This is a genomic window from Curtobacterium pusillum, assembly GCF_007680845.1.
Lineage (GTDB): Bacteria > Actinomycetota > Actinomycetes > Actinomycetales > Microbacteriaceae > Curtobacterium > Curtobacterium pusillum_B.
In genome coordinates, this window is the sequence record NZ_VEIY01000003.1 from 24840 (window position 1) to 47540 (window position 22701).

A 22701-nucleotide genomic window follows, 5' to 3' on the forward strand; every position below is an offset into this window, starting at 1 on the left:
GTTCCGGGCCCCTTGTGATGAGGTAAGGCTTCCCTTACCGTTGCTCCCATGGCACGGACCCGGCGACAGCCCAGCGAACGCATCCTCATCGCCGGTGGCGTCGACGACCTCCCCGAGATCACCCGCATGCTCGAGGACCTCCCCGTGAACGCCTACGGCCAGGTCTACGTCGAGGCGGCGCTCCAGGACCAGGTCCGCGTCCTGCCGGCACCCGCGCGTGTCACCGTGATCTGGCTGCTCCGGAGCGCCCGCACCTCCGCCGTGTCGCCCCTCGTCTTCGCGGACCACGGCGAAGCACTCGCGCACGCCGTCACGGGGTGGGCCGCGGAGTGGTGCCTCGCCGACTGCGACCCGCGCACGAGCGTCTGGATCGGGTGCGCGGACAGTCCGTGGGTCGAGCGGGCTCGTGCCGCCGTCCAGATCGAACTCGCCGACGCCGGCCAGCAGGTCCAGGTGGAGTACGGCGGGTAAGGCCAGCCTCTCTTTCCTTGCGGCATACAAGAGAAGCGGGCATGGTTGGGCCCAGTGACCGTTCGAGCGAAGGAAACGACATGACCGACACCAGCACCACCACGAACACGTCCACCACGTCGCCCTTCTCGACGACGCCCGAGCTCGCCGCCGGTGTGGCGCAGTTCCTCGCCCCCGTCGTGATCGACCTCGAGGCACTCGTCGTCAACGGCAAGCAGGCGCACTGGCACGTCCGCGGCCGGAACTTCGTCGGCGTGCACGAACTCCTCGACACCATCGTCGAGCACGCCCAGGAGTGGGCCGACCTCGCCGCGGAGCGCATCGTCGCCCTCGGCCTGCCGGTCGACTCGCGCATCGCCACCGTCGCCGCCAAGACCACGATCCCGCCGCTGTCCGAGGGGTTCCAGAACTCCGACGTGACCATCACCGAGGTCATCGCCGAGATCGACGCCGCCCTGCTCCAGGTGCGCCGCGCGGTCGAGGGGCTCGACGAGGTCGACCTCAACAGCCAGGACGTCGTCATCGAGATCGAGCGCGGCCTCACGAAGGACCGCTGGTTCCTGCAGGCGCACCTGGCCGCGTAGTCGCAACCACCGTCGGACGGGAGGCGCGGTGCCAGCTGGCACCGCGCCTCCCGTCCGTCCGTGGTCGCGTCGCAGGCCGCGCGTGCGTCGAACCGAGGCGTTCACGCGATCGCCGCCGCCGGTTCACCCGCCTGTACCTCCGCACAGCCATCCTCGGATGGCACCCGTTCGGGGCACAGACGAGGGGAACACGCAATGCAGCAGAACCCGAAGCGCCGCCGTCGCGCGGCGATCGCACTCGGCGCCGCGGTCGTCGCCGGCGCCATCGCGATCCCGGGCACGGCCGAGGCCGTCGCTCACCTGGCCCTGAGCCAGCAGGGCGGCGCCGCGCGTCACCAGGGCGACCAGACCCGCTCGATCCAGCAGGCGATCAAGAAGGCCGGCGCGAGGAACGTCATCCTGCTCATCGGCGACGGGATGGGTGACTCCGAGATCACGATCGCGCGGAACTACCAGTACGGCGCGGCCGGACGGCTCCCGGGCCTCGACGCCCTGCCGCTCACCGGCTCGTACACGACGTACTCGGTGGTCAAGGACGGCGCCGACAAGGGCAAGCCGGACTACGTCACCGACTCGGCGGCGTCCGGCAGCGCCTGGTCCACCGGCACGAAGACGTACGACGGCGCGATCTCGGTGGACGTCGACGGGAAGCCCCAGCAGACGCTGCTCGAGCTCGCGAAGGCCAACGGACTCCGCACCGGCGACGTCTCGACCGCCGAGATCCAGGACGCCACCCCGGCCGTCCAGGTCGCGCACGTCGGCGCTCGCTCCTGCTACGGCCCTGACACGGCGTCGTGCGGCACGGATGCCCTGCAGAACGGCGGCCTCGGCTCGATCAGCGAGCAGCTGCTGGGCGCGCGTCCGGACGTCACCCTCGGCGGCGGCTCGGCGAGCTTCCAGCAGACCGCGAAGGCCGGCCAGTGGCAGGGTTCGACGCTGTTCGACCAGGCGGCGGACCGCGGGTACCAGGTGGTGTCCGACGCCGACGGGCTCGCTGCCGTCCGTCGTGCCGACCAGGCGAAGCCGCTCCTCGGGCTGTTCACACCGGGCAACTTCCCGACCCGCTACGCACCCACCACCGCGACCGTCGGCGGTGCCGACCAGACACCAGTGCAGTGCACGCCGAACCCGGCGCGGCTCTCGACGGGCCTGTCGCTGCAGTCGCTCACGAACAAGTCGATCGACCTGCTGGACCGCGATCGCGCGAAGTCCGGCAAGGGCTTCTTCCTCCAGGTCGAGGGCGCGAGCATCGACAAGCAGGACCACGCCGCCGACGCCTGCGGCCAGATCGGCGAGACGATCGACTTCGACGAGGCCGTCCAGTCCGCCCTCGCCTTCGCGAAGAAGGACGGCAACACGCTGGTCATCGCGACCGCCGACCACGCACACTCGAGCCAGATCGTGGACAGCACGCCGCCGACGTCGCTGTCGACCGCGCTCCGCACCGCCGACGGCACGACGATGAAGGTCTCCTACGGCACCGCCGGAGCGGGCAGCTCCCAGCAGCACACCGGCACGCAGGTCCGGATCGCCGCGTACGGGCCCGGTGCGGCGAACGTCGTGGGTCTCTCCGACCAGACGGACACGTTCTTCACGATCCGCGACGGGCTCCGGCTGGACGACGACCTCGCGGCGCTGTCCCGCGGTGCACGCGTCGACCTGTCGGTCGGTGCGCCGCGCCCGGACCAGCGCGTGACCGTCACGGCCTCACGCTTCGCCGGGGACCGGCAGGTGCGGGTGCAGGTGGGGTCCACGGACCTCGGGACGGTCGACGTGATCGACGGGACCGCTCGGGTCACGTGGAAGGCGACCTCCGGGAAGTCGACCGTCACGGTCACGGGCGTGCAGTCCGGCAAGCAGGCGTCGAAGCAGGTGCGCGTCCGCTAGTGCGCTGCGGACGGTGACCCCGACCGGCCGCGCGAGCGCGGGTCAGCCGGTCGGGGTCACCAGGCCCGTCTCGTAGGCCAGCACCACCACGTGCACGCGGTCCCGCAACTGCAGCTTCGCGAGGATCCGGCCGACGTGCGTCTTCACGGTCTGCTCCGCGATGAAGAGGTCCGCCGCGATCTCCCCGTTCGACCGCCCCCGCGCCACGAGCAGGAACACGTCCCGCTCCCGTTCGGTGAGCACCGAGAGCACCTCGGTCCGCGGCGCGGCCGGCGGGGGACCGGCCACGAAGGCCTCGACGAGGTGCCGGGTCACCCGCGGCGCGAGCAGCGAGTCGCCCTCCGCCACCGTCCGGACCGCCTGCACGAGCTCGTCCGCGCTCGCGTCCTTGAGCAGGAAGCCGCTCGCCCCGGCACGGAGGGCGTCGAACACGTAGTCGTCGATGTCGAACGTCGTCAGCATCACGACCCGGACGGGCCGGTCGGACGGCGCCGCGGTGATCCGCCGGGTCGCCTCGATCCCGTCCAGCTCCGGCATGCGGACGTCCATGAGGATGACGTCGGGCTGCAGGCGCAGCGCCTCGACCACCGCCTCGGCTCCGTCGACGGCCTCACCGACGACCTCGACGTCGTCCTGGGCCTGGAGGATCGCCCGCAGTCCGACACGGAACATCTGCTGGTCGTCCACCACCATCACACGCGTCATCGGGTTCCTCCGCCGGTCGCGGTGGGCAGGGTCACGGCGACGCGGAAGCCGCCGTCGGGGTCCGGCCCGTGGTCGATCGTGCCGCCGAGGGCGTGCACGCGTTCGCGCATGCCCGCGAGACCGAACCCGCCGTCGTCGGGCGGTGCGCCAGGGACGGAGCCAGCGGGTGGCGCGGCGTTGGCGACCTCGACCGTGAGGGCCGCGCCGCGCCTCCCGACCGTCACGACGCAGGACGCGCCGGGCGCGTGCCGGGCCACGTTGCCGAGCGCTTCCTGCACGACCCGGTACGCGGTGAGCTGGACGAGCCGGTCGACGTCGTCGTCGGCGTCGAGCCGGAGTTCGACGGGGATCCCGGCGGCGCGCGTGGCCCGCACGAGGGCGTCGAGGTCGTCGAGCCGCGGCTGGGGTGCACGCTCCGCGTCGGCGTCCCCGCGGAGCGTGCCGAGCAGCTGCCGCATCTCGCGGAGCGCGGTGCGCGAGGTCTCGGCGATCGCGGCGAACTCGGCGCGGGCCTCCGGCGGCAGGTCGGCCACGCGGTACGGGGCGGACTCGGCCTGCATGTGCACGACCGACATGCTGTGCGCGACGACGTCGTGCAGCTCACGGGCGATGCGGGAGCGTTCCTCGACGGCGCGGCGGCGGGTCTGCTCGAGTTCGGCGTCCCGGCGGGCGGCGGCGAGCTCCTCGCGGATCGAGCGGCGCTGCCCGATGACGATCGCCGCGGCCGCGAGGACGAGCGTGTCACCCGCCGTCACCACGAAGCTCGTCGCCCAGACGTCCGCCTGACCCCACCGACCGGGTGTGACGGCGACGAGCACGAGCGTCAGCACGGCGGCCGCGACCCACACCGTCGCGGTGAGTCGCCAGGTCGAGCGCACGCCGAGCACGACGAGGAGGACGCTCAGGCCGATGATCCCGGTCACGGGGACGGGCCACGGCGCGGCCGCGCTCCCCGCGGTCACGAGGCCGAGCGTGGCGAGTCCGGCGAGGTGCGCGATCGACGACGCCCGGGGAAACAGGGGAGCGAGCCCGACGCTCAGGCTGAGCACCGCGGAGACGAGCATCGCGAGGGGGACCGGCACGTCGTAGTGGACGGCGGTGACGGGGGCGGCGACGGCGAAGAGCGACACCGCGATGACGACGAGGCCGATCCGGACCGCGAGCAGCAGCCAGGAGGGCCTCGGCGGCTTCGGCGTGCTGGTCACGGTCGGGCGGTCTCTCCGGTGGGGACGATGCGGGGCGTGGGACGGGCGGCCGCGTCCGCCGTGCGGGCGGCCGCGTCCGCCGTGCGGGCGGCCGCGTCCGCCGTGCGGGCGTCCCGCCTGCGGGTGACTCTACCGAGCACCCGGTCGACGACGATCCCGAGGCCGGCGGCGACGACCATCGACACCGCGGCGGCGACGAGCGGCTCGTGCAGGACGCTCGACGCCGCGAGCGCGATCCCCACCGAGGTCGTCGACCACGCCAGCCCGGCGATCGAGCTGATGGCGAGGAACCGGCGGTAGGGCAACCGCGTCGCTCCGGCGGTCATGTTCACGGCGACGCGACCGACCGGGACGTACCGGCCGATGAGGATGAGGCTCGCGGACCGACGGCGCATCTGCCGCTCGGCGAACCCGAACGCGGCGGCGATCCGGGGCCGCCGCGACCGGGCGAGGCGCGCGAGCCCGAGCCGCCGGCCGATCCAGTAGGCGACGGAGTCGCCCGCGATCGCGCCGAGGGCCGCGGCCCCGAGGACCCCGCCGAGCACCGGCTGCCCCGAGGTCGCGGCGACGGCGGCGATCGCGACGAGGGCGGACTCGCTCGGCACGGGCGGGAAGAACCCGTCGACGAGGCACAGGGCGAAGAGGACGACGAAGACGAGCGGGCTCGCGGCCAGCCCGAGGACGAGCGGGGTGATCTGGTCGAACACGGGTGGCTCCCTCCGTCGACGAACCTCGTCGACGGTTCCGACGCTACGGACCACGGACGCTCTAGCCATCCCGCCCGGGTCTCGACCACCCCCTACCGCGGTATGACTTCTCCCCGACCGAACACCACGTCGTGCGCTTCGACCCGACGGTCGGTGACGGTCGTCGGCGACTCGAGGTGCACGGCTCCGGACGGGAGGATCCCGGCGCCGCCGAAGCGTTCCATGACCCGCCACTGCGCGACGACGTCCTCGCCGGCGTGCTCCGGGGGCAGCGTCGGCCAGAAGCCGAAGCCGCCGACGGTCTCCAGCGCCTCCCGGTCGTAGAGGACGCACGCGCCGACCCAGGCGACCCGGTAGGGGACCCAGCCGCCGGGTTCGACGTCGAGCTCCGCCGCGAGGTGGGTCGGGTTCGCGGCGTTGTGCAGCGACCACCGGTCGAAGGCCGGGGTGCCGCGTCGGACCTCCTCGGGGACGACGGGGCCGTCCCACCGTTCGAACACCGCCGTCTCGTGAGGTCGGCGGTCGTCCAGGTAGGACAGGCCCTGCACGGCGCTGCCGACGAAGCCGCAGCCCAGGGAGCGGAGCGCGTCGAGCATCCGACCGACGGAGCCCGGTTCGAGCCAGACGTCGTCGTCGAGGAAGAGCACCGCGGGGGTGGTGGCGTGCTCGAGCAGGAACTGTCGATGTTCCGCCAGTCCGCGGCGCTCCGGGTGCGCGAGGACGACGACCTCACGGCCCTGGGCGCGGAGGACCCGGAGCATCGCGGCCACGGCCGGTTCGTCGGCGGCGCGGCCGAGGCGCGACTGGTCGCTGAGCACGAGCCGGAGGTCGACGTCCGTCTGGGACGCCAGGCCGGCGAGCGTGGTGGCGAGTTCCGCGGGGCGGTCGACGGTCGGGACGAGCACGTCGACCGTCGCCGCGGGGGCGGTGTCCGCTGGTCCGGGCGCAGTTGCCCAGGATCCGGACCAGCGGGCGGTCACGGTGCCGGGTCCGGTTCCGGGCGCGCTGCCGCTTCGCGGATGCGACGGACGACCGCGGTCGTGGAGTGCTCCGGCACGTAGTCGACCATCACGACCTCGCCGCCGTACTGGCGGACGACCGCGGTCTCGCTGAGCATCTCGGGGGAGTAGTCGCCGCCCTTGACGTAGACCTCGGGTCGGAGTCGCTCGATGAGCGGGATGGGGGTGTCGGTGGCGAACACCGTGACGAGGTCGACGCAGGCGAGGGCGGCGAGCACGCCGGCACGGTCCTCGGCCGGGTTGATCGGCCGCTCCGGACCCTTGAGCCGGCGCACGGAGTCGTCGTCGTTGAGGGCGACGACGAGCAGGTCTCCGAGGTCACGGGCCTGCCGGAGGTAGGTGGTGTGCCCGCGGTGGACCACGTCGAAGCAGCCGTTCGTGAACACGATCCGGCGGCCCGCCTGCCGCGCACGGTCGACGGCGTCGGCGAGTTCGTCGTGGTCGACGACGGCCGCGGCGGGAGCCGTGACCGACTCGACGAGCGCGGCCGCACTGCACACCGAGGTGCCGGCCTCGCGGACGACGACGTCCGCCGCGGCCTGCGCGATGGTCACCGCGTCCCGGACCGGGGCGCGGACGGCGAGGGCGACGGCCGCCGCGGCGCAGAAGGTGTCGCCGGCGCCGGACGCCTGCTGCTCGGACGCCGGCGTCGCCCGGGTCCGGAAGCCCTGGTCGGACCCGGTCTCGAGCAGGACCGTGCCGTCGCGGTCGAGCGTGACGACGGCCGCGCGCGCACCGGTCCGCGCGAGCACGTCGCTGCGGGCGCCGACGACGGCCGTGGCCCGCTCGGAGCCCGAGCCGAGTTCCCGTCCGAGGAGCGCCGCGGTCTCGCCGGCGTTCGGCGTCACGAGGTCCGGGTGGAGAGCCTCCCAGCGGGTGAGGTCGTGCGCGTCGACGACCACGGCGCCGGGCCGGTCGACGTCGAGCACCGGGACGACGTCGGACGCCTGCACCCCGAGCCCGTAGTCGCACACGACGGCGGCGTCGGCACAGCGGATCGCCCGTGCGACGGCCTTGGCCAAGCGCGCGCCGTGTTCCGCGGTGGGCGTCGCGGCGAGCTCGTCGACGCGGACGACCACACGGTCCCCGCCGACGACGCGGGACTTCGTGGTCGTGCGGGTACCCGGGACGACGACCATGAACGACGTGTCCACCCCCGCGGCGTCGAGGCGTTCGCGCAGCACCCGGCCGGACTCGTCGTCGCCGAGGAGTCCGACCATCCGGACGCGGGCGCCGAGCGCGCGGGCGTTCACGGCGGTGTTCGCAGCGCCGCCGGGGACGGCCACGGTCTCGGTGACCCGGACGACCGGGGCCGGCGCCTCGCGGGAGACACGCTCGGCCTCGCCCACGGTCCAGCGGTCGAGGATGCAGTCGCCGATCACGACGACGAGCGGTTCGCGGTCGTCGACCGTCGCGACGAAGTCCCGGACGAGCCGGACGTCGGCGGTCACTTCGCACCGCCGGCGTCGACGGCGGGCGCGGTGTCCGGGACGGCAGCCGGGGACGCGTCGCCCGGAGCCGGGGCCGCCTCCAGGTGCACCACGGTCGTGGTCGTCATCTCGTCGAGCAGGTGCGGGCCGTAGCCGAAGCCGGCGCCCGACGCCCCGCGGGGCTGGGCGCTGCCGCCGGGCGCACCACCGAAGACGGCGTTGACCTTGACGGTCCCCACCGGCAGTTCGGCGGCGGCACGGAGCGCGTTCCCGGTGTCCCGCGTCAGGACGGTGGCGGCCAGGCCGTACCGGTCGGCGGCTGCGAGCCGGAGGCCCTCGTCGAAGTCGTCGACGACGCGGACGGGCGCGATCGGGCCGAAGGTCTCCTCGGTCATCACGGTCATGTCGTCGGTGACGTCGGTGAGCACCGTCGCGGGGTAGAACACGCCGACGCCGTCCGGGGTGACCCCACCGGTGCGGGCGGTCGCGCCGCGCTCGAGGGCCTCGTCGACGTGCGCCTGCACGGTCCGACGGAGCCGGTCGTCGACGAGGGGGCCGTACTCGGCGGCCGGGGCGGCCGTGCGGCGTTCGGCCTCGGCGACGAGTGCGGTGACGAACGGTCCGGCGACGGCCCGGTGGACGTAGACCCGTTCGACGCTCGTGCAGATCTGGCCGGTGTTGGCGAACGCCCCGAGGGCGACCTGTGCCGCGGCCCACTCCGGGTCGACGTCGGCGTCCACGACGACGGCGTCGTTCCCGCCGTTCTCACGGATGACGTGCGCGCGGGTCGTCGTGGCGGCCTCGGCGAGTCGGTCGCCGGTCGCGGTGGACCCGACGTGGGCGTACACGTCGATGCCGTCCTGGGCGAGCAGCAGCTCACCGGTGGCCGCGTCGCCGTCGACGCCCACGAGGACGCCGTCCGGCAGCGCCTCGGCGATGAGGGCGTTGAGGAGGGCGATCGTGGCGGGGGAGCGCTCGCTGCCCTTGTGCACGACGGTGTTGCCGGTGACGATCGCGGCGCCGAGGATCCCGCACGCGACGGCGACCGGGTCGTTCCACGGGGTCAGCGCGAGGACCACGCCACGGGGGTGCGGGACCGCCCAGTCGGCCGCGCCGAACTGCCCGCGGAGGGCTTCACCACGGTGGACCGGACCGAGCTCGGCGTACTGCACGAGCGTGCCGACGCCGGCCTCGACCCCGCCGAGCGCGTCCCCGGGGACCTTGCCGGTCTCGCGCGTGTTGAGGTCGGCGAGCTCCTGCGCGTGCGCGCGGACGTTCGCGGCGGCGGCGTGGAGGAGCGCCCCGCGTTCCGCCGGTGCCGTGCGTGCCCAGGCCCCCGCGGCCGCACGGGCGCGCGCGACGGCGTCCCGGACGTCCTCCTCGGAGGCGCGACGGACGGTCGACGCGACCGATCCGTCGACGGGGTCGGTCACGACGATGTCGTCGGCGGCGGGAGCGACGCGGTCGTCGGTGGCGGGAGGTGCGATCGTCATGGGGTCCTTCCGGAGCACGGGCGGGAGGTCCGACGGTCCTCGCCGGTCGCTGGGCGCGCACTCGGGGTCGCGCTTCTCGTCCATCGGGCGCTCCTGCTGGGCGCCTCCGGCAGCGCCGTCCGGTAGACGTGAGGGGTGCGACTCATCGGCAAGGGTGGAGAACGGTTCGACGACGTCCGCGAGATCGCGGTGCTGCGCGGGGGCGGACTGGGGGACCTGATGTTCGCGATGCCGGCCCTCGACGCCCTGGCCGCCGCGTACCCCGACGCACGGATCACGCTGCTGTCCAACCCGGCGGCTCCGGCGGTGCTCCGCGGCCGGACGGACGCCGTGCACGCGTTCGAGGAACTGCCGGTGGTGCCCGGGGTCCGGGACGCCGGCGACGGTGCGCCGACGCTCGACGACTTCGAGGACCGGCTCGCGGGCCGCTTCGACCTCGCGGTGCAGCTGCACGGGGGCGGCCGGAACTCGAACCCGTTCCTGCTCCGGCTCCGCGCCCGGCACACCGTCGGCACCGCGACCGAGGACGCCGAGGTCCTCGAGCGCTGGGTCCGCTACGTCTACTACCAGCACGAGGTCGTGCGCGGCCTCGAGGTCGTCTCGCTCGCCGGGGCCGCCCCGGTCACCCTCGACCCGGTCGTGCGCGTCGACGACGGCGAACGCGCCGCCGCCCGCGAGCGCCTCGGTGTCACGGGCCGACTGGTCGCGATCCACCCCGGCGCGACCGACCCGCGTCGGCGCTGGAGCCCGGACCGGTTCGCGGCGGTCGCCCGCGCGCGGCTCGAGGCCGGCGACGACGTCGTCCTGGTCGGCGACCACTCCGACGTCCCCGCGGCGGCGGCGATCGTCGCGGCCGTCCCCGACGGACTCCGCGACCGCCTGCACGACCGCACCGGCGCGCTGCCGCTCGCCGACCTCCCGGCGGTCCTCGCCGCCGCGGACGTCATGGTCGGCGACGACTCCGGCCCGCGGCACCTCGCCGTGGCGGTCGGGACGCCGACCGTCGGCGTGTTCTGGTTCGGCAACGTGGTCAACGCCGGTCCGGTGGACCGCGGGCGGCACCGCGTGCACATGTCGTTCGTGACGCGGTGCCCGGTCTGCGGCATCGACGTCACCCAGGTCGGGTGGACGGCCGAGCGGTGCGAGCACGACCCGTCGTACGTCGACGAGGTGCAGCCCGACGCCGTCCTGGCGGACGTCGAGGACCTGCTCGCGACCACCTGACCGGCGAGCGCGGCCGGGCGAGGCGCGACCGCAGGACGGACGGGAGGCGCGGTGCCAGCCGGCACCGCGCCTCCAGTCCGTCAGACGGTGACGGTCTACGGCCAGCTCGGCTCCGTCGCCGGCATGATCGAGAGCTCGCGGATCTCGCAGCCTGCCGGCTGCGACAGCGCGAACAGGATCGCGTTCGCGACGTACTCGGGCTCGATGAGCTGCGCGTCCGGGCCGGGCTTGTACTGCTCGGTGCGGTCGGCGAAGAAGTTCGTCCGCATGCCCGCCGGGATCACGTTCGTGACCCCGACCCGGCCGCCGGTCTCGGCCGCGAGGGCCTGTGAGAACCCGCGCACGCCGAACTTCGACGCCGAGTACGCGGTGCCGTCGCCGACGCCGCGGAGGGCGAGCGACGACGAGATGGTGACGACGCGACCGTGCACGGCCTCGAGCGCGGGGAGCGCCGCGCGGACGACGGCCGCCGTGCCGAGCAGGTTCACGGCGACGATGCGCTCCCAGTCGCCGGACGAGATGCCACCGATCGGGGCCGGCTTGTCGATGCCCGCGGCGGTGACCACGGCGTCGAGACCGCCGTGGCGCTCCGCTGCCTCGCGCACGGCCCGCTCGGTCGCCTCGGTGTCGGTGACGTCGACCGCGACGGCGTCGACGCCCTCGGCCACCGCGTCGACCCGGAGGTCGAGGACGATCGGGGTGCCGCCGGCCTCGGTGACCGCCTGGACGACCGCGGCGCCGAGTCCGGACGCGCCGCCGGTGACGAGGACACGGCCGATGGGGGTGGTGGGGACGGGCATGGACTTCCTTCCGTAGGGGATCTGTGGAGCGCGCGGGCGCGGGGTCAGCCGACGGCCGCGAGTGCTGCGGCGAGGCGGGTGGTGGACCGACCAGGGTGGAACGGCACCGTGACGACACGGCCGCCCCACTCGGCGAGGGTGGCGGACTCGGGGAGCTCGCTCGCGGTGTAGTCGCCGCCCTTCGCCCACACGTCGGGGCGGAACCGGCGCAGGGCCTCGTCGGGGGTGTGCTCGTCGAACACGACGACGGCGTCGACGCAGTCCAGCGCGAGGAGGAGCTCGACGCGGTCGTCCTGGCTCATGATCGGCCGGTCGGGACCCTTGAGCGCGCGCACGGAGTCGTCCGAGTTGAGGCAGACCACCAGGCAGTCACCGAGCGCGCGGGCTGCCGACAGCGTCCGGGCGTGCCCGGCGTGCAGGAGGTCGAAGCAGCCGCCGGTGGCGACGACGGTCCCGCCGGCGCTCCGGACCTCGTGCACGACGCGCAGTGCGTCCCGGTCGGCGCCGGGCACCTGCACGGGTGCGGGTCCGTCGTCGGCGAAGAGCGCAGTGACGCCACCGGCGGCGAGGTACTCGGAGGCGGCGGTCACCCCGGCGGCGACGGCGTCGGCGAGTTCGACCCCGGAGGCCAGTGCCACGGCAACGCCGGCCGCCAACCGGTCGCCGGCGCCGCAGGGGTCGCCGGCGGTGACGGACGGTGCGGGGACGAAGCGGCTGTCCAGCGCGACGGACGCGCCGTCAGGCACGCCGCCTGCGCTGCCGGTCCGGCCGCGGGTGCTCGCGACGAGTGCGCCGCGGTCGCCCAGCGTCACGGCGACGGCCTCGACGCCCCACGCCTCGACGAGGGCTGCGGCGGCCTCGGCGGCGAACGGGACGCCCTCGCCGGTGATCTCGGTGAAGCGCCGGGCCTCGGCGGAGTTCGGGGTCGCCACGGCGATGCCGGGTACCGGTGCGGCGCCCTTGGGGTGCGGGTCCCACACGACGGGCACCGTCTCGGCGACCCGGGCGAGCACCTCGCGCAGGGCCGGCGCGGCGGCGACGCCGCGGCCGTAGTCGGCGACGACGACCGCGTCGACGTCCTCGAACGCGGCGAGCATGGCGTCGGTGGCCTCGGGGACGGGCGGGGTCGCGCAGCCCTCGTCGATGCGGACGAGCGCGTGCTCGGCGACCCGCACCCGCGTCTTCACCGGGGTCGCGACGCCGGAGGGGCCGGCGACGACGCGGACGCCGGGCAGCAGGTCCCGGATCTCGGTCGCGCGGTCGTCGTCGCTCAGGACGGTGACGAGGGTGACGTCGTGCCCGTCCCGGGTGAGCATCGTGGCGACCAGGCCCGCGCCACCGGCACGGCGGTCGTCGGTCCGGACGTCGACGACGGGGACCGGGGCGTCCGGGCTGAGCCGTTCGCTGGTGCCGGACACGTCCACGTCGAGCAGGGTGTCACCGACCACGGCGATCCGGAGCGGAGCAGCACCCGCGGCGCGACCCGCGGCGGCGCGACCCGCGCCCGCGGCGCGACCCGCTGCGGCGCGACCGGCGCTCATCGGCGTCCGCCCCGGCGGAGGGCGGGCTCCATGGCCCGGCACAGGGCGTGCACGAGGACGAGCTGCGCCTCCTGCACGTTCGCGGACGGACCGTCGATGCAGATCGCGTCGTCGACCGCCTCGGCGAGGGGATTGGGTCGGGGCCCGGTCATCGCGATCGCACGGGCACCCACGGCACGCGCGGCCTCGGCGGCGCGGAGCAGGTTCGGGCTCTTCCCACTCGTGCTGAGGAGCACGACGACGTCACCGGCGCGGGCGTGTGCCGACACCTGCCGCGCGAACACCTGGTCGTAGCCGTAGTCGTTCCCGATCGCCGTGACGGCGGAGGACTCCGCGTGCAGGGAGATCGCGGAGTACGCGGGACGGTCGCCGTCGAAGCGTCCGGTCAGCTCGCTCGTGAGGTGCTGCGCCTCGGCTGCCGATCCGCCGTTGCCCGCGGCGAGGAGACGTCGTCCGGCGACGAGTCGCGCGGCGATGTCGTCGGCCCAGTCGGCGATCCGGTCCCGGTGGTCGACGAGGGACGCGATCACCGGGACGGAGGCGGCGACGTGGTCGAGCACGACCCGCACGCTCGCGGACTCCGTGGCGGTGTCCCCGCCGACGGTCCCGGTCTGCTGCTCGATGGTCATCGTGCGGTCCTCTCGGTCGACTGGCCGGCGCGGACGGTCCGCCCCGATCGGGTGCTGCGGGTGCCGGCTGCCGCGGCGGACCCGGCGCCGGATCCGGCGCTGACCGCACCGGCACTGCCGGCTCCGGCGGTGCCCGCGATGAGTCGGTCGTAGACCCGCTCGCTGTCCGCGGCGACCTTCTGCCACGTGTAGCGGGTCTCGGCGCGTTCGCGTCCGGCCCGGCCGTAGGCCTCCCGGCGCTCCGGGTCGTCGAGGAGTCCACCGACGGCGGCCGCGACGGCCGCTTCGTCCCGCGGTGGGACGTGCAGGCCGGTGGCGTCCTCGACCACGGTGTCGATCAGGCCGCCGACGCTCGACGCGACGACGGGTCGCCCGCAGGCCATCGCCTCGAGCGGCACGATCCCGAACGGCTCGTACCATGGGGCGCACACGACGACGTCGGCGCTCCGGTAGACGGCGGGCATCTCGTGCTGGGCGAGCTGCCCGCGGAAGGTGACGTGGTCGCGGACCCCGAGGGAGCGTGCGAGGGCGTCGAGCCGCTGGTACTCCGGGTCGTCAGCGAGGTCGGAGCCGGCGGTCCCGGCGCCGCCGACGACCACGAGTTCGACGTCGCGGCCCTCGGCCACGAGTGCGGCGAGCGCGGCGATGGTCGTCCCGACGCCCTTGCGGCGGACGAGGCGCGACGCGGTGAGGACCCGGTGGGTCCGGCCGCGCTCCTCGACGGGCAGGTCCGCACCCGGCTCACCCGATGCGTCCGGTCCGGCCGGCTGGAAGAGCGCCACGTCGACGCCGCACGGCACGACCGAGATCCGGTGGAGGGGGACCCCGAGTGTCTTCAGTTCGAACGCCTCGTCCGAGCAGGTGGCGACGACCTGGTCGACGCTCCGGCCGACGGCGGGTTCGACCCACTCGCGTTCCGCGGGGCTCGTGTCGGCGGCGCCCTGGTGCCGCCGCTTCACCACGCCGAGCGCGTGGAAGGTCTGGACGACCGGGATCCGGACGCCCCCGGTGCGCGCCTGGACCTGTGCCACGGCGTCGAGCGCCGCGTGCCCGGACATCCAGAAGTGGGCGTGCACGACGTCCGGCCGCTCGACGAACCACTCCGCCGCGAGCACCGACGCGAACGTGCCCATGTACGGGAACAGCTCGTCCTTCGGGACGGCGCGGGCGGGCCCGGCGTCGACGTGCACGACCTCGACACCCGGTCGCAGCAGCACGCGGACCGGCTGCGCGGCGTCGTCGCGCCGCGTGTACACGGTCACCTGGTGCCCGCGGTCTGCGAGCGCTCCGGAGAGCTCGGCCACGTGCACGTTCTGCCCGCCGGCGTCCACTCCGCCGAGCACGGCGAGCGGACTCGCGTGCTCGGACACCATCGCGATCCTCATCGCACACTCCCTTCCAGCGCGGCTGCCGCCGCACGGTTCCGACGCGCACCCCGTGTGACGGCGTCGTCGAGCAGGTCGTCCCAGTCGGCGGTGAAGCGGCCGAGCGCGTGCCGCGCCAGCGCGGCCTCACGGGCGACGGCTCCGCGCCTGCGGGCCTCCTCCGGGTCTCCCAGGAGCGTCCTGGAGGCGCGGACCAACTCCTCGACGTCCGTCGCGATCGCGCCGGCGTCGGCCGGGACCGTCCGGGGCGCGTCCGTCGTCGCGAGCACCAGCACCGGCATCGCCATGTGCATCGCCTCGATGAGGGACAGTCCGAGGGACGTCCAGCGGTTCGGGTGCACGTACGCGCGGCGTTCGGCGAGCGCACGGTGCATCGGGTCGGCGGGGACGTCGCCCTGCGCCACGACCCGGTCGCCGAAGCCGAGCTCGGGCAGCCGGTCGGTGCCCATGCCCCAGAGGTCGACCGGCATCACCTCGGCGAAGCGGGGGAGCAGGTCGGTGCCGACGACGCGGTTCCGCCGGACGGGTTCGTTGATGACGACGCCCAGCCGCTCGAGCGACCCGGTGTACAGCGGCCCGGGGTCGACGACGCCGTGCTCGACGACGGTCGTCCTGGTGGAGCCGCAGTCCCACATCAGCGCGTTCCAGTGCGTCACGTGCGCGATCGTCAGGTCGTCCCGGTCGCGCATCGGGTGCAGGCTGTTCGGCACGTCGACGCGCGGGGCGTTGTGCTCGACGAAGACCATCGGGACGTCCCGGCCGCCGAGCAGTCGTCGGGCCTCGTCGAGCTCGTCCGTGCGCTGCAGCACGACCACGTCCACCTCGGCGTCGGCGACGTCGGCGGGGTCGATCTCGATCGCGCTGTCCGGCCAGTCGCGACCGGCTCGACCGAGCCCCCAGGCGTCGCGTGCCGGGGTGGTGGGGATGAGGTACTCGTGCGGGCCGCGGACGAAGGCGTCCATCCAGCCGCCGTGCACGTGCCACACGAGGATCCGCATGCTGGGCCTTCCGGTCGGGTGCGAGGAGGAGCAGGAGGAGGAGAAGAAGGAGGAGCAGTCGGGCACGCTACGCAGCGCCGTCTGGGGCTCCCCGCAGACTTCTCCCCGCCATCCGGGAAGCGCGGTCCAGCAGGCGTTCGTGCGCAGTGAGGACGTCCTCGACGCGCACCGTGGACAGGCACGGGTGCCCGGGCACGGGGCACTCACGGGCCCGACTGAGCCGGCACGCGGCGCTCTGGTCGCCGAGCAGTTCGACGAGCGGCGCGTACGGCGCCCACTTCACGGCAGGGACCACGGGGGAGAACAGGCTGACGATCGGCACGCCGACCGCGGCGGCGAGGTGCGCGGGGCCGGTGTTGCCGACGACGACGACCTCGGCACCGGCGAGGACGGCCGCGAGCTCGGCGGGGCTGGTGCGGCCGCCGAGGTCGATCCCGGTGTCACCCGCGACGGACGCGGTGAGCGCGGCCTCGCCCGGCGAGCCGGTGACGACGACCGGGGTACCGCGTTCGGCGTACGCGGCGACGAGCGCGCGGTGGTGGTCCTCGGGCCACGAACGGGCCGGGACGCTCGCACCGGGGTGCACGACCACGTACCGGTCCAACGCGGCGATCTCGGGGAGGAGGTCGGCGTCCTGACGCACACCGAGCCTCCCGTCGTCGCCCGGCGGCAGCCGGAACCCGGCCGCTTCCGCGATCCGGAGCGCGCGCTCCGGCTCCGGCACGTCCTCGGGCAGGTCCTCGCCGGGACGGAGCCGCACGTCCAGCAGCGACCCGGGGTGGTCGACGCTCGCCCCGCTCACCCGCCGTACCCCGGCGAGCCGGAGGAGCAGGGCGACCGGCAGCGGCGACTGGTGGAAGGAGGTCAGGACGACGGCCTCGTCCGGTTGCACCTCGGTGACGAGGGCACGGAACTCGCCGAGCAGCGTGTCGTCGATGGGTCGTGCCGTCTCGGTGACCCACGGCGCCGCCCAGACCCGCACCTGGTCGATGCCGGGCAGGAGGCCGGCGGCGGGGGCGCCCTGCGGTCCGCAGAGCATCGTGACGTGCGAGGCACCCGCCGCGACGGCCCGGACGGCTGGTCCCGCGACGAGCACGTCGCCGAAGGAGTCGAGCCGGACGACGAGGACGCGCGGCAACGCCCCACCGCTCACGGACGCACCGCGGGCACGTGGGCGAGGACGAGTCCGACCGCCTCGTCGAGGGAGCCGGCGACGGTCGGCGCCGCGTCGACCTCCTCCTGCCGGGTCCTGGGCGTGGGCACGAGCACGGCCTGGGCGCCCGCGGCGAGTGCCGCACCGACGTCGGCGCCGATGTCCCCGATGACGACGAGCTCGCCGGCCGGTACGCCGAGTCGCTCCGCCGCTTCGAGGACCATGCCCGGCCGCGGCTTCCGGCAGGCGCAGTCGTCCTCGGCGTCGTGCGGGCACACGCACCACACGTCGAACGGTCCGACGAGCTCGTCGACGCGCGCGTTCGTGGCGTCGACCTGCTCGCGGGTGGCCAGGCCCTTGTCGATCACGGACTGGTTGGTCACGACGCCGAGCACGAGCCCGGCAGCCCGGGCCCGCTCGACCGCACGGCGAGCCCCCGGGACCGGCACGACACGGTGCGGGTCGGCGTTGTACGGAACGTCGATCACCAGGGTGTCGTCACGGTCGAAGAGGAGACCGCGGACGGTGCGGTCGGGTGCGAGGGCCATGCTCCCCGAGTACTGGTCGGCGGCCGGGCGTCGCCTCAGGAACAGCCGGGGAGCGCGCTCCCGCGTCCGCGCACGGTGGCGTGCGACTACCGTCTCGGCGGTGACCGCCGTCGACACCCTCCCTCCGTCCGACGGGCGCCCCGAGCTGCTCGTGCTCCGTGCCATCAAGCTCGGCGACCTCCTCGTCGCCGTCCCGGCCCTGCACGCCCTCCGCCGCGCCTTCCCCGACCACCGCATCACGCTCGCGACGACCGCGTGGCTCGCGCCGGTCGTCGAGTTGGTGCCCGTCGACGTGCACCTCGCCCAGCACGGGCTGGACCACCCGATCGGCGTCCCGGCCGGAGCGGTCGACGTCGCCGTGAACCTGCACGGCGCCGGTCCGGAGTCCTCCGACCTCGTCGCCGCGCTCGGAGCCCGTCGGGTGATCGGCCATGCAGACCCCTCCAACGGCTTCGCCGGGCCGGAGTGGCCGGACGCGGTGCACGAGCGGGAGCGCTGGGCGCGGCTGCTCGAGTGGCACGGCATCCCCGCCGACCCGGACGATGTCGGCATCGCCCGTCCCGCGGCTCCGCCGGCGGTCGCCGGTGCGGCCGTCGTGCACGTCGGTGCCTTCCACGGTGCACGGCACTGGCCGACGGACCGCTTCGCCGAGGTGGTGCGCGGGCTGCGGGAGCGCGGTCTCGACGTGGTGCTGACGGGAGGCGCGGACGACGTCGAGCGCGCCGCCGCCGTCGCGCAGGCGGCCGGGCTCGCGCCGGAGGCGGTCCTGGCCGACCGCCTGGCCCTGCAGGAGTTCGCGGGGGTCATCGCCGCCGCCCGCCTCGTCGTGACCGTCGACACCGGGGCGGCGCACCTCGCGTCCGCCTACGGGATCCCGTCGGTCGTCGTGTTCGGTCCGGCGCCGCCCGAGGCCTGGGGGCCGCCGGCGTCCGGGCCGCACGTCGTGCTCACCGACGCGTCGGTGCGTCGGGGCGACGTCTTCGCCGACGACCCCGACCCCGCACTGCTCGCGATCGGACCGGAGGACGTGCTCGCCGCCGTCGACCGCCTCGGGGTCGTGGCCGCCGGCGACGCGCCCGAGCGGCCCGCGGAGGCCGTGACCGGTCCCACCGCCGGCCGGTAGCGTCGGCGTCGAGCGACCCGGACGTGCCGGGTCCTCGCGAGGAGGCACACGTGTTCGAAGCTGCGAACATCCGGGACTGGATCGGTCTGCCGGTCGTGGACGAGGCCGACGACAAGGTCGGGACGCTGGAGAGCATCTACTACGACACCGCGACGTCGGAGCCCGCGTTCGGCGCGGTGACGACCGGCCTTGTCGGGTTCCAGAAGCTCGTGTTCGTGCCCCTCGCCGGCGCGCTCGTCGCACCGAAGCACCTGCGCGTCGCGTACGCGAAGAAGGTCGTCAAGGACGCCCCGACGATCGCGACCGACGGCGAGCTCGACGCGGCCCTCGAGCCGGAGCTGTTCCAGCACTACGGCCTGGAGTACCGCACCGGGAGCGGGGGCGAGCGCCGACTCGGTCGTCGCTGAGCACCGGCGGCCGTCAGGAGGGCTGCGTTAGCCTGGTCCGTCCGACCCAACCCTGGAGGCCGACCCTGCTCCGACCCGTCCGCTCGACGCTGCTCGCCGCGGTGGCGGTGCTCGTCGTGCTCGCGGGCTCGATCGCCGGCGGCGGGGCCGCGTCGGCCGCCCCGATGTGGCCGGTGCCGGCGCCGTACCCGTCGACCTCGGCGCCGGCCGAGGTCCTCGCCGACGTCCCGGTCGGCAGCGAGTACGTCGCGCTCGGCGACTCCTACTCGGCCGGGTACGGGCTCGCCGACCCCACCCGACTGCCGACCGCAGCGTGCGGCCAGTCCGCGCAGGACTACCCGCACCGGATCGCGGCGCGGTTCGGCCTCGCCCTGACCGACGTCACCTGCGCCGGGGCGACCAGCAAGGTCGTGACGACGGGGTTCCAGTTCCGGGGCGTGCCGCCGCAGGTCCGGGCGCTGTCGGAGCGCACGCGGCTCGTGACCCTGACGATCGGCGGGAACGACGCCGACCTGTTCGGGACGGCAGCGTCGTGCCTGGCGCTGTCGGCGAAGGGTCCGGTCTTCTCCGGCCGGGACGCGCCGTCGTGCCGGAGCACCCTGGTGTCCGACGGCGTGGACCAGCTGGGCGCGAAGATCCAGTCGCGGGTGGCGCTCGGCATCGCGGAGACCCTGGCCGACGTCAAGGCCGCGGCACCGAACGCCGTCATCGTGTTCCTCGGGTACCCGGCCATCTTCCCGGACGCCGACCACACACCGAAGGGTGGCTGCTTCCGTTCGGCGCTCGACCTCGGCACGCTCACCGGGTCCTTCCCGACGGACTCGTACCCGTTCACGAACACCGACGTCCGGTACCTGCACGGCGTCCAGGCGGCGCTGAACGACGTGTCGGAGTCCGCAGCGCGCGCGGCCGGGGTGCGGTTCGTCGACGTGTTCGACAGCACCCAGGCGCACTCGGCGTGCGCGACGAAGCGTCCCTACGTCTCGGGCGTCTCGCTCGACGGCACCGGTGACCTCCGACGGATCGACCTCGAACCCGGCGCCCTGCACCCGAACCAGCGCGGCGTCGCGTACCTCACGAAGCGTGTGGCGGCGGCGACGCGCGCCCTCGCCGGGTAGCGCCGGGCCCTGCCCCGGTCAGGCGCTGACGCCGACGGGTTCCGTGTGCGCGGCCGGCGGGACGACGCACACCGGCGACACGCTCTCGCGCAGGACGTCGTGCAGCAACGAGCCCGACAGCGCCCGCACGTGTCCGAGTCCGAGGACGACGAGCGAGGCGTGACGGGTGTGCGACGCGATCGCGTGCCCCGGGTGCCCCTCGACGAGCAGCGGGTGGAAGCGGACGTCCGGGTACCGCGCCGTGAGGTCGGCCGTCACGCGCTGCAGCAGCTCGGCGTTCCTGCTCCGCCACCGCAGCGGGTCCTCGGCGAAGTCGGTCAGTCCCGTGCGCGTGAGGACCGGCATCTCCCACGCGCGGAGCAGGGTCACGCGGCGGTTCCGTCGGTGGGCCTCGTGCACGGCGATCGCGACCGCCCGGTCGTCGACGGGTTCCTCGACCGCGAGGACGACGTCGCCGTCGATCGGGTGCGGACCGTCGGGCACGACCACCGTCGGGACGGCCGCGCGTTCCGCCACGCGCGCCGGGTCGCCGCCAGCCGTGGAACCCCGGCGGCTCCGGAACGTCCCGATGACGAGGAGGTCCCCGTCGTCGGACTCCTCGACGAGTGCCGCCGCGAAGGGGCCGGCGTGCCGTCGGATCTCCACGCGGGCGTCCGGCAGGGCGTCGTGCACGGCTTCGGCCAGGGCATCGGCGACCCGTTTGCCGTCCGGGCCGACCCGTCGCTCGATCGCCGGGTCCACCCCGATCACCCGGACACGTTCCACGTCCGTGCCGAGCCGGCTCGTCACCCAGTGCAGGGCTTCCTCGTGCGGCTTCGCCGCGTCGGCAGCCAGGGTGACCGTCGTCCACCGTTCGTCCATCCCGATCGACCTCCTCGTCCGGGGTCCTCCGGGGGCGTCGCCATGGCGCTCCTTGCGACGCAAACTACTCCCGCGCGGCGGCCACGAGCCGGTCCATCGCCTGGGGAACGCCCGAGAGCACCGACACGTGCCCGTCCGCGCGCCGCTCGTCGAGCGTCGCCGTCGGCAGGGCGTCCGCGAGCAGCTGGCCGTGGGCAGCGGGGACGACGCGATCGCGGCCGCCCTGGACGACGAGGACCGGGCACCGCACGTCGGCCAGGCGGAAGCCCCAGTCCGTCACGAACGCCACGTCGTCGTCGGCAGCACCCAGGAGGCCCGGCTCGGCCGCCGCCGACGCGTCCCGACCCAGCGCGGCCCAGTCCCCGTCGAGCGCCGTCCAGTCAGCGTCGACGAACTGCGCGGGGTCGAACGCGGCCGACGCGCCCCAGGCGATCCGCGCCTCCCGTCCGGCACGTGCCGACCGCAGGCCGCCGTCGTCCGCCATCCCGTCCCACCAGGCCGGCGTGTCCGCGAACGGTGCCGGCGACGCGAACACGGCCGCGGCGGCGACCCGGTCCGGCAGGAGCGCGGCGGCCGCGAGGGCGTGCGGACCCCCGCCGGAACCGCCGAGCACGACCGCCCGGTTGGTGCCGCGGGCGGTCCCGCGGCCGTCGAGGACCTCGGCGAGGTCCCGTGCTCCGGCAGCCACGTCGCGGCCGGGGAGGGGATCCGCGCCGCCGAAGCCGGGCCGGGTCAGCGCGATGACCCGCAATCCGCGCGCGTCGGCCGCCGCACGGATCGGGTCGAGGATCCGGCCGGTGTGCGGGGTCTCGTGGTGCCAGACGAGCACGGGCCGGTCGTCGTCGGGGCCGACGGCGGTGTCGTCGACGAGGACCGTCCGGCCGTCGCGGAGGACGAGGTGCTCCATGCGGCGAGCGTAGCCTCGGGGCGTGGTGACGAGCGCGGGACTGCTGCTGTACCGGTCCGGGGAGGCCGGGCCCGAGGTGTTCGTCGCGCACATGGGCGGCCCGTTCTGGCGCGGTCGGCCACGGGCGTGGTCGATCCCGAAGGGACTGGTCGAGGGGGCCGAGGAGCCGCTCGACACGGCACGCCGCGAGTTCGCCGAGGAGATCGGCGTGCCCGCGCCGGACGGCGAGGTGACCGACCTGGGGGAGCACCGGCAGGCGTCGGGCAAACGTGTGCGGGTCTTCGCTCTCGCAGCGCCGTCGTTCGCGGTCGACGCCGTGCGGTCGAACACCGTGCGGCTCGAACTGCCGCGGGGGTCCGGCCGGTTCGTCGAGGTGCCCGAGGTCGACGACGCGCGCTGGGTGCCGATCGACGAGGCCCGGACCCTGCTCGTCGCGGGGCAGGTTCCTGCGCTCGACCGGTTGCTCGAGCACCTGTCGTCGTGATCCGCCGTACGACGGTGTCGGT

Annotated in this window: 23 protein-coding genes; 8 read left to right on the forward strand and 15 right to left on the reverse strand. The window is 74.8% G+C overall.

What is annotated here, in order from left to right; all coding sequences use genetic code 11:
- The first annotated feature begins 48 nt into the window (after positions 1–48).
- The 3 genes from FS825_RS07765 to phoA all read left to right on the forward strand — a co-directional run bounded on the left by FS825_RS07765 (position 49) and on the right by phoA (position 2942).
- The gene (locus tag FS825_RS07765) at positions 49–471 is read left to right on the forward strand and encodes an SIP domain-containing protein (RefSeq protein ID WP_144711915.1); all 423 of its coding nucleotides are present in this window, start codon (positions 49–51) and stop codon (positions 469–471) included.
- A gap of 80 nt (positions 472–551) precedes the next feature.
- Positions 552–1055, forward strand: a complete 504-nt coding sequence (locus tag FS825_RS07770) for a Dps family protein (protein WP_144711916.1) — start codon at positions 552–554, stop codon at positions 1053–1055.
- 195 nt (positions 1056–1250) lie between these two features.
- Positions 1251–2942, forward strand: a complete 1692-nt coding sequence (phoA, locus tag FS825_RS07775) for an alkaline phosphatase (RefSeq protein WP_144711917.1) — start codon at positions 1251–1253, stop codon at positions 2940–2942.
- A gap of 42 nt (positions 2943–2984) precedes the next feature.
- Here phoA and FS825_RS07780 read toward each other — a convergent pair whose 3' ends face one another.
- From FS825_RS07780 to FS825_RS07805, 6 genes are all read right to left on the reverse strand, one after another.
- Positions 2985–3647 (reverse strand): response regulator, encoded by a 663-nt coding sequence (locus FS825_RS07780; protein ID WP_144711918.1) that lies wholly within the window; start codon positions 3645–3647, stop codon positions 2985–2987.
- Positions 3644–4852 (reverse strand): sensor histidine kinase, encoded by a 1209-nt coding sequence (locus tag FS825_RS07785; protein WP_144711919.1) that lies wholly within the window; start codon positions 4850–4852, stop codon positions 3644–3646. The genes FS825_RS07780 and FS825_RS07785 overlap by 4 nt, the downstream gene beginning before the upstream one ends.
- Positions 4849–5559, reverse strand: coding sequence for a DedA family protein (locus FS825_RS07790; protein WP_186377130.1), 711 nt, complete (start codon positions 5557–5559; stop codon positions 4849–4851). The genes FS825_RS07785 and FS825_RS07790 overlap by 4 nt, the downstream gene beginning before the upstream one ends.
- A gap of 92 nt (positions 5560–5651) precedes the next feature.
- Positions 5652–6464: a glycosyltransferase family 2 protein gene (locus FS825_RS07795; protein WP_260981089.1), complete on the reverse strand. Its 813-nt coding sequence runs from the start codon at positions 6462–6464 to the stop codon at positions 5652–5654.
- A gap of 71 nt (positions 6465–6535) precedes the next feature.
- A complete protein-coding gene (rfaE2, locus tag FS825_RS07800; protein WP_144711922.1) occupies positions 6536–8029 on the reverse strand; it encodes a D-glycero-beta-D-manno-heptose 1-phosphate adenylyltransferase in 1494 nt (497 codons plus the stop codon).
- On the reverse strand, positions 8026–9501 hold the full coding sequence (locus FS825_RS07805) for an aldehyde dehydrogenase family protein (RefSeq protein ID WP_144712488.1): 1476 nt from the start codon (positions 9499–9501) through the stop codon (positions 8026–8028). The genes rfaE2 and FS825_RS07805 overlap by 4 nt, the downstream gene beginning before the upstream one ends.
- A gap of 135 nt (positions 9502–9636) precedes the next feature.
- On the opposite strand from FS825_RS07805, the gene FS825_RS07810 reads away from it, so the two are divergent.
- The gene (locus FS825_RS07810; protein WP_144711924.1) at positions 9637–10725 is read left to right on the forward strand and encodes a glycosyltransferase family 9 protein; all 1089 of its coding nucleotides are present in this window, start codon (positions 9637–9639) and stop codon (positions 10723–10725) included.
- 95 nt (positions 10726–10820) lie between these two features.
- Here FS825_RS07810 and FS825_RS07815 read toward each other — a convergent pair whose 3' ends face one another.
- The 7 genes from FS825_RS07815 to FS825_RS18590 all read right to left on the reverse strand — a co-directional run bounded on the left by FS825_RS07815 (position 10821) and on the right by FS825_RS18590 (position 17779).
- Positions 10821–11525 (reverse strand): SDR family oxidoreductase, encoded by a 705-nt coding sequence (locus tag FS825_RS07815; protein ID WP_144711926.1) that lies wholly within the window; start codon positions 11523–11525, stop codon positions 10821–10823.
- A gap of 44 nt (positions 11526–11569) precedes the next feature.
- Positions 11570–13066, reverse strand: coding sequence for a PfkB family carbohydrate kinase (locus FS825_RS07820; RefSeq protein ID WP_144711928.1), 1497 nt, complete (start codon positions 13064–13066; stop codon positions 11570–11572).
- Positions 13063–13695, reverse strand: coding sequence for a D-sedoheptulose-7-phosphate isomerase (locus tag FS825_RS07825; protein ID WP_144711930.1), 633 nt, complete (start codon positions 13693–13695; stop codon positions 13063–13065). Before FS825_RS07825 ends, FS825_RS07820 begins: the two co-directional genes overlap by 4 nt.
- Entirely contained in the window at positions 13692–15080 is a 1389-nt protein-coding gene (locus FS825_RS07830) for a glycosyltransferase (RefSeq protein WP_144711932.1), read from the reverse strand. Before FS825_RS07830 ends, FS825_RS07825 begins: the two co-directional genes overlap by 4 nt.
- Entirely contained in the window at positions 15077–16078 is a 1002-nt protein-coding gene (locus tag FS825_RS07835) for a glycosyltransferase (protein WP_144711934.1), read from the reverse strand. The genes FS825_RS07830 and FS825_RS07835 overlap by 4 nt, the downstream gene beginning before the upstream one ends.
- Before the next feature lie 67 nt (positions 16079–16145).
- Positions 16146–17216, reverse strand: a complete 1071-nt coding sequence (locus FS825_RS07840) for a glycosyltransferase family 9 protein (RefSeq protein ID WP_186377131.1) — start codon at positions 17214–17216, stop codon at positions 16146–16148.
- An 11-nt stretch (positions 17217–17227) separates the two neighbouring features.
- The gene (locus FS825_RS18590; protein WP_186377132.1) at positions 17228–17779 is read right to left on the reverse strand and encodes an HAD-IIIA family hydrolase; all 552 of its coding nucleotides are present in this window, start codon (positions 17777–17779) and stop codon (positions 17228–17230) included.
- Between the two features lie 100 nt (positions 17780–17879).
- Here FS825_RS18590 and FS825_RS07845 point away from each other — a divergent pair, with 100 nt between their 5' ends.
- From FS825_RS07845 to FS825_RS07855, 3 genes are all read left to right on the forward strand, one after another.
- A complete protein-coding gene (locus FS825_RS07845; RefSeq protein ID WP_144711936.1) occupies positions 17880–18902 on the forward strand; it encodes a glycosyltransferase family 9 protein in 1023 nt (340 codons plus the stop codon).
- Between the two features lie 50 nt (positions 18903–18952).
- Positions 18953–19309 (forward strand): PRC-barrel domain-containing protein, encoded by a 357-nt coding sequence (locus tag FS825_RS07850; RefSeq protein ID WP_144711938.1) that lies wholly within the window; start codon positions 18953–18955, stop codon positions 19307–19309.
- Between the two features lie 101 nt (positions 19310–19410).
- A complete protein-coding gene (locus FS825_RS07855; protein ID WP_144711940.1) occupies positions 19411–20427 on the forward strand; it encodes an SGNH/GDSL hydrolase family protein in 1017 nt (338 codons plus the stop codon).
- A gap of 18 nt (positions 20428–20445) precedes the next feature.
- On the opposite strand, the gene FS825_RS07860 is transcribed toward FS825_RS07855, so the two are convergent.
- Both FS825_RS07860 and FS825_RS07865 read right to left on the reverse strand, forming a co-directional pair.
- Positions 20446–21288 carry a universal stress protein gene (locus tag FS825_RS07860; protein ID WP_144711942.1) on the reverse strand — a complete coding sequence of 281 codons (843 nt, stop codon included), beginning with the start codon at positions 21286–21288 and terminating at the stop codon, positions 20446–20448.
- Positions 21289–21352: 64 nt separating this feature from the next.
- Positions 21353–22195, reverse strand: a complete 843-nt coding sequence (locus tag FS825_RS07865) for an alpha/beta fold hydrolase (RefSeq protein ID WP_144711944.1) — start codon at positions 22193–22195, stop codon at positions 21353–21355.
- A 22-nt stretch (positions 22196–22217) separates the two neighbouring features.
- Between FS825_RS07865 and FS825_RS07870 the strand changes: the two genes are divergently transcribed.
- Positions 22218–22679 (forward strand): NUDIX hydrolase, encoded by a 462-nt coding sequence (locus FS825_RS07870; protein ID WP_144711946.1) that lies wholly within the window; start codon positions 22218–22220, stop codon positions 22677–22679.
- Positions 22680–22701: the final 22 nt, after the last annotated feature.

What these genes read in the sequence shown, in the direction of transcription:
- FS825_RS07825 (WP_144711930.1), bottom strand. Translation starts at nt 13,695, where the DNA reads ATGACCATCGAGCAGCAGACCGGGACCGTCGGCGGGGACACCGCCACG.
- FS825_RS07835 (WP_144711934.1), bottom strand. Translation starts at nt 16,078, where the DNA reads ATGCGGATCCTCGTGTGGCACGTGCACGGCGGCTGGATGGACGCCTTC.
- FS825_RS07815 (WP_144711926.1), bottom strand. Translation starts at nt 11,525, where the DNA reads ATGCCCGTCCCCACCACCCCCATCGGCCGTGTCCTCGTCACCGGCGGC.
- FS825_RS07770 (WP_144711916.1), top strand. Translation starts at nt 552, where the DNA reads ATGACCGACACCAGCACCACCACGAACACGTCCACCACGTCGCCCTTC.
- FS825_RS18590 (WP_186377132.1), bottom strand. Translation starts at nt 17,779, where the DNA reads ATGGCCCTCGCACCCGACCGCACCGTCCGCGGTCTCCTCTTCGACCGT.
- FS825_RS07820 (WP_144711928.1), bottom strand. Translation starts at nt 13,066, where the DNA reads ATGAGCGCCGGTCGCGCCGCAGCGGGTCGCGCCGCGGGCGCGGGTCGC.
- FS825_RS07830 (WP_144711932.1), bottom strand. Translation starts at nt 15,080, where the DNA reads ATGAGGATCGCGATGGTGTCCGAGCACGCGAGTCCGCTCGCCGTGCTC.
- FS825_RS07780 (WP_144711918.1), bottom strand. Translation starts at nt 3,647, where the DNA reads ATGACGCGTGTGATGGTGGTGGACGACCAGCAGATGTTCCGTGTCGGA.
- FS825_RS07860 (WP_144711942.1), bottom strand. Translation starts at nt 21,288, where the DNA reads ATGGACGAACGGTGGACGACGGTCACCCTGGCTGCCGACGCGGCGAAG.
- FS825_RS07765 (WP_144711915.1), top strand. Translation starts at nt 49, where the DNA reads ATGGCACGGACCCGGCGACAGCCCAGCGAACGCATCCTCATCGCCGGT.
- FS825_RS07865 (WP_144711944.1), bottom strand. Translation starts at nt 22,195, where the DNA reads ATGGAGCACCTCGTCCTCCGCGACGGCCGGACGGTCCTCGTCGACGAC.
- phoA (WP_144711917.1), top strand. Translation starts at nt 1,251, where the DNA reads ATGCAGCAGAACCCGAAGCGCCGCCGTCGCGCGGCGATCGCACTCGGC.
- FS825_RS07805 (WP_144712488.1), bottom strand. Translation starts at nt 9,501, where the DNA reads ATGACGATCGCACCTCCCGCCACCGACGACCGCGTCGCTCCCGCCGCC.